Source organism: Actinoplanes hulinensis (assembly GCF_019429605.1).
Classification (GTDB): domain Bacteria; phylum Actinomycetota; class Actinomycetes; order Mycobacteriales; family Micromonosporaceae; genus Actinoplanes; species Actinoplanes campanulatus.
This window is the reverse complement of the sequence record NZ_JAHXZI010000029.1, coordinates 89,996-104,011: the sequence shown is the minus strand read 5'-3', so window position 1 is coordinate 104,011 and position 14,016 is coordinate 89,996. Positions and strand designations below refer to the sequence as shown.

Sequence of the window (14,016 nt, the reverse complement as noted above, 5' to 3'; positions counted from 1 at the left end):
CCAACTGCAACGGCACCGAGATCAGCACATATTCGAACGTGACACCGAGCGCGTGATGCAGCCGCTGATCACCGAGCATCCGGGTGATGTTCTCCAAACCGTTGAACTCCGGCGGCTGGATCAGGTTGTAGTCGGTGAACCCGAGCACCAACGACGCCGTCACCGGCCCGGCAGTGATCAGGACCAGCCCCGCGAACCAGGGCAACAGGAACAGATACGCGGCCTTGTTGTCACGCTTACGCGCAGAGCCGAGGGCGCTCACATGACCCTCCTTCTCGTCGAACCCAGTGAGCAGCTAGAACGAAGCGCTCACCTCCCGGCTGGCGGTTCAGCAGGAGGAAAGCGCTTTCCACGGAGTCTGCATGGGTGTGACGAACACGTCAACGGTTTCACCGCGGTAAATTCTGGATCGTTTCAGATGTCGCAAGCGCGGGCCGTCCGCCTCGTTCACAAGATCATCTTTGAATGATTCAACCGGCGTGCCGGCCACCCGGCCCACGCCCCCCGGACGATGTTCCCGTCACCAGGTGAAATTCCCGGTCACACCTCGACCCGGCCCGTCGAAGGTTCTAACCTTGAGCCCCGGCGAACGCCGGGTAACGGAAGGCAAACGCGATGACCGCTACCACGGTCGCCGTCACCACCGGCCCCGACGGAACCCTTGTCATCCAGCTCCGTGGCGTGCTCAACGCCGAACATGCGGCTGATCTACGCCACGCTCTCATCCACGCCATCCGGCACACCCGGCCGTCCTGCCTGATCCTCGACCTGGCCGGAGTTCGGGAGATCGACGCGATCAGCCTCGGTGCCCTGGCGGCCGCCTGCCACCTCGGCGACGTCCAGCACGTCGCCGTCTACCTCGACCACTCGCCGGAACCGGTGGCCAGACAACTGGCCGCGGCCGGTGTCGCCCACCACCGGCTTCGCGACATCACGCGGTGAGCGCCACCTCGGATGTCCGGATCCGGTTGCGGCCGTCGTTCTTCGCCACGTAGAGGGCGTCGTCGGCGCGCTGCAACAGTTGCTCGACCGACTCGGTGGTGTTCCAGGTGGCACAACCGATGCTGCACGTCTGCCCGTCCGGCATCGCCGTCCGCAACCTCTCCAGCACGGCCACCGCCTCGGCCGCGCCGGCGCCCGGCAGCGCGATCACGAACTCCTCGCCACCCCAGCGCGCCAGGAAGTCGTCCTCGCGCAACTGGCCGCCGAACGCGCCCGCGGCCCGCTGCAACAGGTCGTCGCCGGCGGCGTGCCCGTACGTGTCGTTGTATCGCTTGAAATGATCGAGATCGGCGATCGCCACCGTCAGCGGCGCACCCGTGGCCCGCACCTCGTCGCAGAGCCGGATCATGTTCTCCTGCCAGGCCCGCCGGTTCGGCACCCCGGTCAGCGTGTCCGTGAACGCCATCCGCTCCAGCCGGCGCAACAGCCGATCGTGATCCAGAGCCAGCGCCGTCTCGTCGGCCAGCAGCCCGACCGCCAGGAACCGGTTGTCGCTCACCGACTCGACCCGCCGCGTCCAGCCGACCACGAGTACCGCCATGATCATGCCGTTCACCACCACCGGCTGCCACAGCATCGACTTCCCGTCGACCATGCTGAGCAGCGCCGTCGAGACCCGCGGATCCTTGGCCGGATCGGCAAGGAAGATCGGCTCCCCGCTGTGGTAGACCCGGGCGATCATCGACGAGCCGTCCAGCGGCACCCGCGTTCCGATCACGTCGGCACCGTCCGCCCCGGTCGCCACCAGCACGGATCCGCAGTCGGCCGGCTCCAGCAGCGTCACGTTGTCGGCGTACGCCAGATCCCTGATCGCCGCGATGATCGTGGTCCGCGCGTCCTCGCCGGTGCGGATCCGCCGGGCCGCCGCGCCCACCGCCGCCACCAGCCGATGAGAGTCACGCACCGCTTCCTCAGCCAGATGACGCTCAGTGATGTCCTGGAGCTGAACCAGCGTCCACGACTGCCGCCGCCGGACGTCCTTCACTTCCTTGCCGACGTTGCTGCGCCCGATCGTCAGATAGGCCCACCGCACGCTGCCGTCCGGCCGGATGATCTCGCGCTGGCCCTCGTCGGCGCCGTCTTCGAGCAGGTAGCGCCGTATGCTCCCGCCCACGACCTCGTCCGCGGGCTGACCCACCAGCTCGCAGAAGGCCGGATTCGCGGCGATCACCTGCCCCTCGTCATCCGCGATCGCCACGCCGGACGGCGAGGCGTAGAAGAGCCGCTCGAAGCCGTCCGCGACCGTCACCGCGCGCTCGTGCACCGATCGCAGCTGCCGCTGACGCCGGCGCAGGGCCTCGTGCATCAGCGCGCCGAGAACCACCGCGAAGGCCAGTTGCAGGCTGTAATGCCCCAGCTCGGAGCCGCGCAACTCGGGCAGCGCGACCACCGACGCGACCCAGCCGGTCAGGCCCGCCAGGCTCGCCACCGCGGCGAGCCGCCGGGACGTCACCGCCGCGCCGAGCCCGAGCAGTGTCAACATCAGTGAGGTCGTGTAATGCAGCCGCCCGGTCACCGCCACCTGCACCACGCTGTCGGCCACCGGCAGGAACGCCAGCCACTCGCCACGCCCGCGAGCCAGCAGCCGCCACGCGCGGGCCACCACCGGCATGGCGGCCAGGCACAGCAGCGCGGCCGTCACCCCGTAGAGCACCGTCATCACGGTCCGTGCCGGACCGTCCAGCGTGAGAAAGTTCGTCACCGAGAGCAACAGGTAGACCGCCGCCACAGCACCGCGAATCCACCGCGACGCGGCATCCGGCACCCGGCCACCGGCCGTGCGACGCCAACCTCTGCTGTGCAGCATGCCCAATGTCCACCTCCCCGGCCTTCCCGCCTTGTCGGCGCGGCCGAGGCCTTCTGAAGAGAAAACCCGTCATCGGTACGGCGTAGCGGCCCCCGGCAACAGCGGCCGAACCCGTGAGTCCCCGCGAGCCGCTGCCACTCCGGGCCGTGCCGCGCCCGCCGGGCGTGAGCGGGTGGCGCGCGGGCCTGCTGCCGATCCGGGCCGTGCCGCGCGTGATCGGCTGCGGTGTGGCGGGTTCGGATGGTCACATGAACAGCGGCGCGGTTGGGTATGCACGGCGGGAAGGAGGTGGCGGTGATGGAAGAACCGATCGGCACCCTGACACCGCTGAGCGACACCGACCAGATGATCGCCGACCCGGAGCAGGACGTGCGGGGCCGCGCCGTGATCGACAGCAACGGTGAGAAGGTCGGCACCGTCGCGGACCTGCTGGTGGACACTGCCGAGAACCATGTGCGGTTCCTGCGGGTGGCACACGGGGGCATCCTCGGGATCGGCGCCGTCTCGTCGTTCATCCCGGTGGATGCCGTCCGCCGGGTCACCGACGACGAGGTGCTCATCGACTCGGCCAAGGACCGGATCGCGGGAGCGCCACGATACGACCCGGACCTCGTCGACCAGAGCGACTACTACGAGAAGATCTACGGCCACTACGGCTACCCGCCGTACTGGGCGCCCGGGTACATGTACCCGCCGTTCCCCGGCATCCGCTGACCACCCGTCGAGCGGGAGGATCGGGGCGCTTCGGCCGTACCATCTCCGGGGTCTCCTGGCGCGAGGCGGGCAACCAGGCCGGGGCCGAAGACCGCGAGCGTCACCGTGGGTGACGCTCGTGGAGGGCCCGTGTCCTCAGGCGGTGGCGATCTCGTGGATCTGTGCCTTGACCGTCAGCTTCTTCGACGTGGTGCCGTTCTCGCCGGTCGCGACCAGGGCGTAGGTGTGCGTCTGGTAGTCGCCCGCCTCGCCGTCGCACGGGAAGGTCAGCTTCTCCGAGCCCACGGCCTCATAGGTGCCGTGGACGCCCGGGCCGTCGACGGCCAGTGTGGTGGTCGACGCGCCGGTGACCTTCCACTCCAGGACCACCGGCAGGCCCTCCTGCCGGGTCTGATCGGTTCCGGACGGGCAGGTCGGCTCCGACGCCACCCGGAAATAGTCGACGGCCGGCCCGGACGGGGTTCGCGCGGTCGGCTCGGTCAGCTTGCGGGTCTTGACCGGGCTGGGAGAGGTGGCCGCGGCCTCCGGCGAGATCGGCGTGGAGGATACGGATTCCGTCGACGGCGTGCTCGACACCGGAATCCCGCCACTGAGGCTCTGGCCGGCGCCGATCCGGGCCATCCGGTTCAGGATCTGGCCGGCCATCACCGCGAGTGTGACCATGACCAGCAGGACAGCTATGAACCACCGGCGCCCGGCCGCCGAACTCTGGGCCGCCACATGTCCTCCCTGGTGGAACAGGCATTTCGCGGCAGCCTATGCGGGACGTGACGTGCCGGGGTGGTCCCCGGCGGCGCTTGGCACGAAGCCGGTAGCGGTCACTTACCGGGATCAGGTGAGGGTGACCGGGAAGAGGTCGGTGCGGGCGATCACGGCGTCCCGTTCGGCGCTCATGGCGGTCCTGCGGGGGTCGGCCAGGAAACCGTCGTAGCCGGATTGCGAGCCGAAGGTGATCAGCTGCACCTCGGCCGGGGCGTCCGGGGCGGCGCCGTCGGCGGTGTGTGCGCGCTGGATCAGACGGCCGTCATGCTCCGGGAGCAGGGCCAGGACCTTGTCCTCGTACGCGGTCAGGGCTTCGGCGGCGCCGGGGCGCGCCCACAGCAACACACACAGTTGGATCGTCACCGGCCGACCCTACCTGTGGCGGCTGTGCCCGGCGCGATACAAGTATCTGCGTGGACAACAGTGAGGGCGGGACCGGCGACCGGCCGCAGATCCGGGACGTGGCGGCCGCGGCGGGGGTCTCCTATCAGACGGTGTCGCGGGTGTTGAACAACTCGCCCCGGGTGCGGCCGGAGACCCGCCGCCTGGTTCTGGACGCCATGGACCGGCTGCGCTACCGCCCCAACCGGGCGGCGCAGACGCTGGGCTCGGGCCGGGCGAACGCGGTCACCGTGATCACCGCGAACACGACCCTCTACGGGTACGCCGCCGTGCTCCAGGGGGTGGAGGAGGCGGGGCGGCAGCTCGGCCTCGCGGTCGGCGTGCGGGTCGTCGAGTCGGAGGCGGCCGCGGACGTCCGTCAGGCCGTCGACCACCTCAGCGATCCGAGCGCCGGCAGTGTCGTGGTGGTGGCGTTCGATCCGGCCGGGGCCGCCGTGGTGCGCGCGTTGCCGGCCGGTGTGCCGGTGGTGGCGGCGACCGAGGCGGGCGGGCTGCCGGACGTGGCACGGCCGATGTTGTTCCTGGACGAGCGGCAGGCCGCGGCCGAGGCCACCCGGCATCTGCTGGAGCTGGGGCACCGGACCGTCCACCACGTGGCGATCCCGTCCGAGGCGCGGGCCAGCGCGCGGCAGAGCGGGTGGCGGGAGGCGCTGTCCGGGGTGGACGCCGAGATTCCACCGGTGGTGGCGGCCGGGTGGGATGTGGCGTCGGCCTACCGGGCGGTGCGGGAGCTGGTCGCGGATCCGGCGGTCACGGCGATCCTGTGCGGCAACGACGACACGGCGCTGGCGGTGCGCCGGGCGCTGTACGAGGCGGGGCGCGACGTTCCCGGCGAGGTGAGCATCGTGGGGTTCGACGATGTGCCGGGGGCGGCGTTCTGGACACCGGCGCTCACCACCGTACGGATGGACTTCCTCGGTCTGGGCCGGGCCTGCGTGAACCGGCTGGTGGACGCGCCGGTCATCGAGCCGGAGGTGCCGCACCTGGTGATCCGTGAGTCGACGGCGGCCCCGTCAAGCCGGTAACGAAACTGTAACAGCGTCTTCCGGTCGTGCTGTGTGACCGGTCACACTAGCCGCAGTCCTCCATCGTGTGACCGGTCACATGGATGCTGTCGAATTCGGAGTGGAACCCCCATGAGACGAAGAATCGGCAAGACCCTGACCACCGCGGTCGTCGCCACCACGACCGCCGCCCTGCTCACCGCACCCGCGGCACACGCCGCCCCGTCCACCTTCGTGGTCGATCTGGCCACGAGCACCGGCGCGCTGCGCTACGGCGCGACCGGCTTCCTCTACGGCCTCGGCGACGAGGGCATCCCCGACGAGACCATGCTCGCCGCCCTCAAACCACAGGTCGCCGCCCAGAAGGCCCCGGACGGGCTCCAGCACCCGAACGGCGACGCACTCAAGATCGCCCCGATGTTCAAGCGCGCCGGCGGCCGCGACATCCAGATCTACATGCAGGACATCTACCAGCAGTGGCCGTACGAGAACCTGGGCATCGCCGACTATCTCGCCAAGGTCGACACGATGACCCGCAAGGTGGTCGCCGACCCGTACCGCAGCTCCTACGTGTACGTGCCGTTCAACGAGCCCGACGCGATCTGGTACGGCGGGAACCTCAACGGCCTGCTCACCGACTGGAAGACCGTCTTCCGGCGGATCCGCTCCATCGACCCGGGCGCCCGCATCGCCGGGCCCAACTTCGCCTCCTACCGCTCCGCCGACCTGCGGACCTTCCTCACCTACGCCCGCGACAACGGCGTGCTGCCCGACGTGATGGCCTGGCACGAACTCGGCGACGACTTCTTCTCCAGCTGGCACCTGCACTACGCCGACTACCGGGCGATCGAGACGAGCCTCGGCATCAGCGCGCGGCCGATCACCATCAACGAGTACGGCCGGATCTCCGGCGACCTCGGCGTGCCGGGGAACCTGGTGCAGTTCGTCGCCAAGTTCGAGAACAGCAAGGTGGACGGCTGCCTCGCCTACTGGACCACGGCCGGCGGGCTGAACGACCTGGTCACCCGCAACAACCAGGCGACCGGCGGCTGGTGGCTGCACAAGTGGTACGGCGAGCTGACCGGCAACACCGTGGCGGTCACCCCACCCTCGCCGGGCGGCTCCCTCCAGGGGCTCGCGGCCGCGGACTCCGGCAAGAAGCAGGCCCGGATCATCCTCGGCGGCAACAACCCGTCCTCCGGCACCTATGACACGAACGTGCAGGTCCGAGGGGTGCCCAGCTATCTGGGCACGACCGTGCACGCGACAGTCTGGGGTGTCGACAACTCCGGCCTGAACCCGTCGGCCGGGCCCTATGTGGTCAGGGAGGGCGACTTCACCACCAGCGGCGGGCAGCTCACGGTTCCGCTCACCGGGCTGAAGGGCGCTTCCGCGTACCAGATCATCCTGACCCCCAACAAGGACCTGACCGCGGCCTCGACCAGCCGCTACGAGGCGGAATACGCCGCACTCGGCGGCAGTGCGCGGATCACCTACGGCACCGGCACCGGTTACTCCGGGACCTACTTCACCGAGGGGTACGGGGCGAGCAGCACCGCGAGCACGAAGTTCGTCGTGACGGCGCCCGCCGACGGCTACTACAACCTCAGCCTGCGCTACAGCGCCGGTCCCTACACCGGCGCCCCGGCCGACCGGTCGATCCGGCTGCGGGTGAACGGCTCGAACCTGACCGACGTGGCACTTCCCGCCACTGCCGACTGGAACACCTGGCGCACCGTCACCACCAAGGTGTACCTGCCGGCCGGGATCAACCGGATCGAGTACAACGCCTACACCACCGACGACCGTGACGCCGTCAATGTCGACTATCTGGACGTCGCGGCCACGAGTGGAACCGTCAACGCGTACGAGAGCGAGAGCGCAGCCAACACGCTCAGCGGGACCGCCGTCGTGGTGTCCGACAGCGCCGCCTCGGGCGGCCGGTACGTCGGCTGGCTCGGTGCCGGCGCCGCCAACACGCTGCGCTTCAACGGCGTGACCGTGCCGTCGGCGGGCCGCTACCGGCTGGTGGTGAGCTACGCCAACGCCGAGGTGGTCGGCGACCACGCCTACAACAACAACATCGTCGACCGGTACGCCGACATCAGCGTCAACGGCGGCGCCGCGAAGAAGGTCGTCTTCCGCAACACGCTCGCCTGGAACACGTACCGGACGAGGGTGGTCGACGTGGATCTGGCCGCCGGGGCCAACACCATCACGTTCAGCAACGCCTCCTCCGGCTACGCGCCGAACATCGACCGCATCCAGATCGCCGCCGTTCTCGGCTGAGTAGGGAGTCTTCGTGAGCTTGGCCTGGGGACGGTTCGTCATCGACACCCCCGCGGACGGACCGGTGACCATGCGTCTCGACGGTGGGGCGGCACAGCCGCTGGTCGAGGTGCTGACCGCCGGAAGCGGGCGCGGGCACGTCTCGGCGCGGTTCTCCGAGACGACGATCGGCCGCCGGTTCCGGTTCGCCGGCAGCTCGCTCTCCGGCAGCGAACAGCTGCGGATCCGGCTGCGGGACGGCGAGAGCGGGCTGGCCGCCGAGGTGGTGCTGACGGGCGGAACCCAGGTCCGGACCACGATCACGAATGAGGGGCCGGAACCGGTCCTGCTGCTCGGCGTCACCACGTGCGCGATCGGGCTGGGACCCGTCGACAACCTGGATCTGGTCAGCGGGGAGGGCGAATGGCTCGGCGAGGGCCGCTGGACCCGGCGGCCGCTGCGTGAGCACGCGCCCGACCTCAACCTGCGGATCCACGGTCAGGACGGGCGCGGCCGGTACGCCGTGACCAGCACCGGAACCTGGTCGACCGGAGCACGCCAGCCCACCGGCGTCCTGGTCGACCGGGTCACCGGGACGGCGGTCGCCTGGCAGGTCGAGCACAACGGGCCGTGGCGGTGGGAGACCGGCGAACGGCTCGACGGCGGCTACCTGGCGCTGACCGGCCCGACCGACATCGATCATCAGTGGCAGCGGCCGCTCGGACCGGGCGAGTCGTTCACCACCGTCCCGGCGTCGATCGCGGTCGGCGACGGCCTGCACGGGGCGGTCGCGGCGCTCACCGCCCACCGGCGCGGGCTGCTGCGGCCGCACCCGGACCGGGCCGCGCTGCCGGTGGTGTTCAACGACTACATGAACACGCTGATGGGCGACCCGACCACGGCGAAGCTGCTGCCGCTGATCGACGCGGCGGCCGCGGCCGGCGCCGAGGTGTTCTGCGTCGACGCCGGCTGGTACGACAACGACACCACCTGGTGGGACAGCGTGGGGGAGTGGCAGCCGTCGGCGAGCCGCTTCCCCGGCGGCCTGATCGAGGTGGTCGATCGGATCCGGTCACACGGCATGGTCTCCGGGCTGTGGCTGGAACCGGAGGTCATCGGCGTACGCAGCCCGATGGCCGACAAACTGCCCGCCGAGGCGTTCCTCCAGCGCGGCGGGACCCGGCTGGTCGAGCACGGCCGCTACCACCTCGACCTGCGGCATCCGGCCGCGGTCGCGCACCTGGACGAGGTGGTGGACCGGCTGGTCGAGCAGTTCGGGGTGGGCTACTTCAAACTCGACTACAACATCGACCCGGGCGCCGGAACCGACCTGGACGCGCCCGCAGCCGGGGCCGGGCTGCTCGACCACAACCGGGCCCACCTGCGGTGGCTCGACGGGATCCTGGACCGGCACCCCGGTCTGATCCTGGAGAACTGCGCGTCCGGCGGGATGCGGGCCGACTACGCGATGCTCAGCCGGATGCAGGTGCAGTCCACCAGCGACCAGCAGGACTTCCGCCGGTATCCGCCGATCGCCGTCGCCGCGCCGCTGTCCATCCTGCCCGAGCAGGCCGCCAGTTGGGCCTACCCGCAGCCGGAGATGAGCGACGAACAGATCGCCTACACGATGTGCACCGGCATGCTCGGGCGGCTCTATCTGTCCGGGCGGCTCGACGCCATGAGCGACGGGCAGCGGGCGCTCGTACGCGAGGGCGTGGCGACTTTCCACGGCATCCGGGCCGATCTCGCCGCCACGACTCCGGTGTGGCCGCTCGGGCTGCCCGGCTGGGACGACCCGTGGCTGAGCCTCGGGCTGCACCACCACGACACCACCTACCTGGGGATCTGGCGGCGAGCCGGCGCCGGAACCGACCTGACGCTCGACCTCCGGCACCTGCGCGGACATCCGGTGACGGTCGAGGTGCTCTATCCGCGGCGGCTTCGCGCGTGGGCGTGCCACTGGGAAAGCGCCACCGGCTCGCTCACCGTGACCACCGCCGACACCGACCCGCATGCCGCGCGGATCCTGCGGATCCGCACCACCCGATAACGAAGGATCAGGATGAAACGCTGGATAACCATCGGCGCCGCCCTCACCCTGGGGCTCGCCGCCTGCACCGACCCGTCCGCCTCCACGACCAGCGGCGACACCGTCGCCACCTGGGCCGATCCGACCGCCAAGCTGGACGGTGTGAAGCTCACCATCTGGGCCGCGCAGAACAGCAACACCGTGCCGAAGAAGGTGGTCGAGGGCTTCCAGCAGGCCACCGGCGCCACCGTGGAGATCGTCACGGTTCCGGACCCCTACGAGCAGAGCGTCCAGACCAAGGTTGCCACCGGCGACAAACCGGACCTGGCGTTCTGGCAGCCCACCGCCTCGATGCTGACCGCGATCAACGCCAAGACCAACCTCCAGCCGCTCGGCGAGGCGCCGTGGCTGCCGTCGATGGATCCGGCGCTGCGCGACATCACCGGCCTGCTCGACGGAACCCGCTACGCGGCGCTGGTGACCAGCCCGGCCGTCGAGGGCGTCTACTACAACAAGGAGGTCTTCGCGGCGAACGGGATCACCGCGACGCCGAAGAGCTTCGACGAGATGATCAAGCTGGCCCGCGATCTCAAGGCCAAGGGCGTCACACCGTTCTACGAGATGGGCGCGGACCGGTGGGCCACCCAGTGGTGGGTGCAGGTGCAACTCGCCGACGCCGCGAAGGCCGGGCTGTGGGACCGGATCAACACAGGTCAGGACAAGTTCACCTCGCCGGCGGTGGTCGACACCATCAAGCGCTACGACGCGCTGATCAAGGAAGGGCTGTTCAACAGCGACATCAAGACCGCCAAATTCGAGGACCAGGGTACGGCGCTGCTGGACGGCAAGGCGGCCATGGTCGTGCAGGTGAACTCGTTCTTCGGGCAGTTGCAGGCCAAAACGGACACCGCCACGCTGGACCGGAAGATCGGCTTCTTCCCGATCTCGCCGTCCGGGAACGTCGGCACGTTCATCCCGGATCAGTCGAACGCTCTCGTCGCCTTCAAGACCGGTGACGCCAAGCGGGAATCGGCGGCCCGCCAGCTTCTCGCCTACTGGATGGGCCCCGGCTACAGCGACTTCGTCACCGACCGCAACACCGTGTCGTTGCAGACCGCGGTGGCCAGCCCGGCCGGCGTGCCGAAGGCGCTCCAGGACGTGCACGCCTCACTGTCCACCTCGGTCGGCTCCATGCAGGCCCTGGCCGTCGCGAACCCGGACCTGTACATCAATCTGGCCGACATGATCGCCGGCACCATGACGCCCGACCAGGTGGCCACCGCCACCCAGGACCAGTTCGTCCAACTCGCCAAGGCCGCCGGTTACCTCAAGTGACCACGGCAGTCGAAACACTCGCTCCGGCCCGGGCGCTGCCGTCGGCACGCCCGGGCACCATCCGGCGCCGTACGCATCCACTGTGGTTCCTGCTTCCGGCGTACGGCCTGCTCCTGATCTTCTTCTTCCTGCCGACCGTGTTCAACTTCGTCTACGCGTTCACCGACTGGTCGGGGTTCAAGGCGGAGATCAACCCGGTCGGGGTGGAGAACTTCACCCAGCTCACGTCGGACGGCACGCTGTTCCGGTCGCTGCGGATCACGGTCGTGTACGCCGTACTGGTCGCGATCTTCCAGAACGTCTTCGGGTTCGGTCTGGCCGTCCTGCTGGAACGGGACACGACGGTCAACCGGATCGCGCGCACGTTCTTCCTCATCCCGGTGCTGATGTCCGCGCTCGCCGTCGGCTACATCTTCCAGGCGCTGCTCAAGTCGTCCGGGCTGCTCGCCGACACCACATGGACGATCGTGGTCGTCGCATTGATCCACGCATGGAAGTGGATGGGACTGTCAATGTTGATCTACCTTGCCGGTCTCAAGTCGATTCCACTCGACGTGACCGAGGCCGCCCACATCGACGGCGCGTCGAGGTGGCGGACGTTCTGGCGGATCCGGGTGCCGTTGCTCGCGCCGGCGGTCACCTTCAATGTCGCCACCGCGCTGCTCGGCTCGATGAACGGCTTCGACATCGTGCAGGCCACCACCGGCGGCGGGCCCGCGCGTACCACCGAGATCCTCAACATCTTCATCTACCGGACCTTCGGCCAAGGGCTGTTCGCGCAGGCCACCACCATGAGCCTGGTGCTGTTCCTGCTGGTCGCGCTCATGGCGTTCCCGGTCATCTACGTGCTGCGCAAACGCGAGGAGGTGCTGTGAGCCGCCGTCTGCAACCCGTGTTCGCGCTGCTGCTGGTCGCCGTGGTGATCGGGGTGCCGCTCTGGCTGGTGATCGCCACCGCCGGCAAGAGCCAGGGGGAGGCGGTCGATCCGGACCTCACCCCGCCGACCACCTGGCACCTGTTCGACAACCTGTGGCAGGTGTGGACCGACGCCGACATCCCGGCCGCCCTGCTCGGCAGCCTGCTGATCGTCGCGCCGACCGTGGCGATCGTGCTGCTGCTCGGCTCGATGGCGGCATGGGTGCTGGCCCGGCGCGGATCCCGGCTCACCGCCGTGCTCTACGCCCTCGGCATCAGCGGCATCATCCTGCCTCCGGCGGTCGTCACGGTGGTCCTTCTGCTGCGCCAGCTCGGCCTCGCCGGCACCGCGGTCGGGATGATCGGGGTGTACGTCGGGATCTACCTGTCCACGGTCATCTTCTTCGTGACGGGCTTCGTGCGTACCATCCCGGAATCCCTCGAGGAGGCCGCGCGCATCGACGGCGCCGGACCGTTCGCGGTGTTCCGCCGTGTAGTGCTGCCGCTGCTGCGCCCGGTTCTCGCCACCGCCACCATTCTTATCTGCCTGTACGTCTGGAACGACGTCTTCTACGCCTTCTTCGTCATCGGCGGCCGCATCGACACCCTGCCCCTGAACCTGTTCCAGGTGGCCAGCGCCGGGCTCTACCTCAACAACTGGCACCTGATCTTCGCGTACGTGATCCTGATGAGCCTCCCGCTGATCGTCGTCTTCGCCGTCGCCCAGCGCCGGATCATCTCCGGCATCACCTCGGGCGCCGTCAAATGACCGTGCCCACGGCCCGCGCCCGCTCCGCATGACTGAGCAGATCGGTGTTGTCGGCGAACTGGTCGACCGTCCCGATCAGCGGCCGGACCGCGTCCCCGGCCAGCGCCTGCGCGAACCGGCCACCGCCGATCACCCGGAACGGGCGGTCGAAGAAGAACCGCACCTTCGTGTCCAGCGGGTCGGTCAGCCCGAGATCGTTGTGCATGCGGGCGACCGTCTCGTACGCGACGACCAGATGATGCTCGCGGGCGTGCCAGTTGGCGGCGGTCAGGCCTGCGGTGAGCGCCGTCCGCAGCCCGTCCACCCCGGGCAGGCGGGCGAACGCGGTGCCCAGCCACTTGCTGTACGGCGGATACCGGCGATTCATCAGCAGGACCAGGCGCATCAGGTCACGGGCCAGCCGGGCCGCCACCACCGCCGAACCCAGCTCGTCGCCGACCTCGCCGCACCGGCCGACGAAATGCTCCTCCTGGCCGATCCGCTGCCACTGGCAGGCCAGCACGTACCGCCACACGTCGTCGGGATACCAGGCCAGCGACTCGCGGACCCGGTGCAGACGGTCGAGGCCGTCGTGGTGCACCACACCCGCGGTGACCTCGGCCAGCGCCTGCGCCGGGGTGGCCAGCCAGTCCCTTACGGTGACACCGTCGCGCGGGTCGAACCCGAGCCGCCCGGTCAGCCAGGCGCCCAGCTCGGCGACCACCACACCACGGCCCGGCAGCACGGTGGTGGCGTGCCCGGCGACCGTGTCCGGCAGGTCCGCGTCCAGCCGGGCACGGATGGCGTCACCGTGGGCGGCCAGGTCCTCCGCGCTCAGGAACAGTTGCAGGCGAGGCCCCCAGTCGTGGTCGGTGGAGCGCTCGGTGTCGAAGCCGAGGACCTCCGAGCCGGGCCCGATCAGGGCGGCGGTGTGGGCCACCTTCGGCAGCAGCGGGCGTATTGACTGGTAGAAGCGGCGGGACAGTTCCACACCGGACACGAACGCAGGGGACATGTCAGGCATGGTGCC

At 69.6% G+C, this 14,016-nt stretch carries 13 protein-coding genes; 8 read left to right on the top strand and 5 right to left on the bottom strand.

The window, feature by feature from the left end; translation table 11 throughout:
• Positions 1 to 262: carbohydrate ABC transporter permease (locus KZ829_RS38535; protein WP_372454005.1), on the bottom strand; the 262-nt coding region annotated here is incomplete at its 3' end.
• Positions 263 to 615: 353 nt separating this feature from the next.
• Here KZ829_RS38535 and KZ829_RS38530 point away from each other — a divergent pair.
• On the top strand, positions 616 to 942 hold the full coding sequence (locus KZ829_RS38530; RefSeq protein WP_220148774.1) for an STAS domain-containing protein: 327 nt from the start codon (positions 616 to 618) through the stop codon (positions 940 to 942).
• On the opposite strand, the gene KZ829_RS38525 is transcribed toward KZ829_RS38530, so the two are convergent.
• A complete protein-coding gene (locus KZ829_RS38525) occupies positions 932 to 2,704 on the bottom strand; it encodes a sensor domain-containing diguanylate cyclase (protein WP_308285844.1) in 1,773 nt (590 codons plus the stop codon). The genes KZ829_RS38530 and KZ829_RS38525 overlap by 11 nt on opposite strands.
• A 402-nt stretch (positions 2,705 to 3,106) precedes the next feature.
• Here KZ829_RS38525 and KZ829_RS38520 point away from each other — a divergent pair, with 402 nt between their 5' ends.
• Positions 3,107 to 3,523 (top strand): PRC-barrel domain-containing protein, encoded by a 417-nt coding sequence (locus KZ829_RS38520; protein ID WP_220148772.1) that lies wholly within the window; start codon positions 3,107 to 3,109, stop codon positions 3,521 to 3,523.
• 135 nt (positions 3,524 to 3,658) lie between these two features.
• On the opposite strand, the gene KZ829_RS38515 is transcribed toward KZ829_RS38520, so the two are convergent.
• Positions 3,659 to 4,243, bottom strand: coding sequence for a hypothetical protein (locus KZ829_RS38515; RefSeq protein WP_220148771.1), 585 nt, complete (start codon positions 4,241 to 4,243; stop codon positions 3,659 to 3,661).
• A gap of 111 nt (positions 4,244 to 4,354) precedes the next feature.
• Complete coding sequence (locus KZ829_RS38510) at positions 4,355 to 4,648, bottom strand: hypothetical protein (RefSeq protein WP_220148770.1); 294 nt, start codon at positions 4,646 to 4,648, stop codon at positions 4,355 to 4,357.
• Positions 4,649 to 4,698: 50 nt separating this feature from the next.
• Between KZ829_RS38510 and KZ829_RS38505 the strand changes: the two genes are divergently transcribed.
• The 6 genes from KZ829_RS38505 (at position 4,699) to KZ829_RS38480 (ending at position 13,007) form a co-directional block, all read left to right on the top strand.
• The gene (locus KZ829_RS38505) at positions 4,699 to 5,712 is read left to right on the top strand and encodes a LacI family DNA-binding transcriptional regulator (protein WP_308285843.1); all 1,014 of its coding nucleotides are present in this window, start codon (positions 4,699 to 4,701) and stop codon (positions 5,710 to 5,712) included.
• Between the two features lie 111 nt (positions 5,713 to 5,823).
• The gene (locus KZ829_RS38500; protein ID WP_220148769.1) at positions 5,824 to 7,980 is read left to right on the top strand and encodes a CBM35 domain-containing protein; all 2,157 of its coding nucleotides are present in this window, start codon (positions 5,824 to 5,826) and stop codon (positions 7,978 to 7,980) included.
• A 13-nt stretch (positions 7,981 to 7,993) separates the two neighbouring features.
• Positions 7,994 to 10,009, top strand: a complete 2,016-nt coding sequence (locus KZ829_RS38495; RefSeq protein WP_308285842.1) for an alpha-galactosidase — start codon at positions 7,994 to 7,996, stop codon at positions 10,007 to 10,009.
• 12 nt (positions 10,010 to 10,021) lie between these two features.
• A complete protein-coding gene (locus KZ829_RS38490) occupies positions 10,022 to 11,323 on the top strand; it encodes an ABC transporter substrate-binding protein (RefSeq protein ID WP_220148768.1) in 1,302 nt (433 codons plus the stop codon).
• Positions 11,320 to 12,198: a carbohydrate ABC transporter permease gene (locus KZ829_RS38485; protein WP_220148767.1), complete on the top strand. Its 879-nt coding sequence runs from the start codon at positions 11,320 to 11,322 to the stop codon at positions 12,196 to 12,198. The genes KZ829_RS38490 and KZ829_RS38485 overlap by 4 nt, the downstream gene beginning before the upstream one ends.
• Positions 12,195 to 13,007, top strand: a complete 813-nt coding sequence (locus KZ829_RS38480; protein ID WP_220148766.1) for a carbohydrate ABC transporter permease — start codon at positions 12,195 to 12,197, stop codon at positions 13,005 to 13,007. The genes KZ829_RS38485 and KZ829_RS38480 overlap by 4 nt, the downstream gene beginning before the upstream one ends.
• On the opposite strand, the gene KZ829_RS38475 is transcribed toward KZ829_RS38480, so the two are convergent.
• Positions 13,000 to 14,001, bottom strand: a complete 1,002-nt coding sequence (locus KZ829_RS38475; protein WP_220148765.1) for a DUF4037 domain-containing protein — start codon at positions 13,999 to 14,001, stop codon at positions 13,000 to 13,002. The genes KZ829_RS38480 and KZ829_RS38475 overlap by 8 nt on opposite strands.
• Positions 14,002 to 14,016 lie beyond the last annotated feature (15 nt).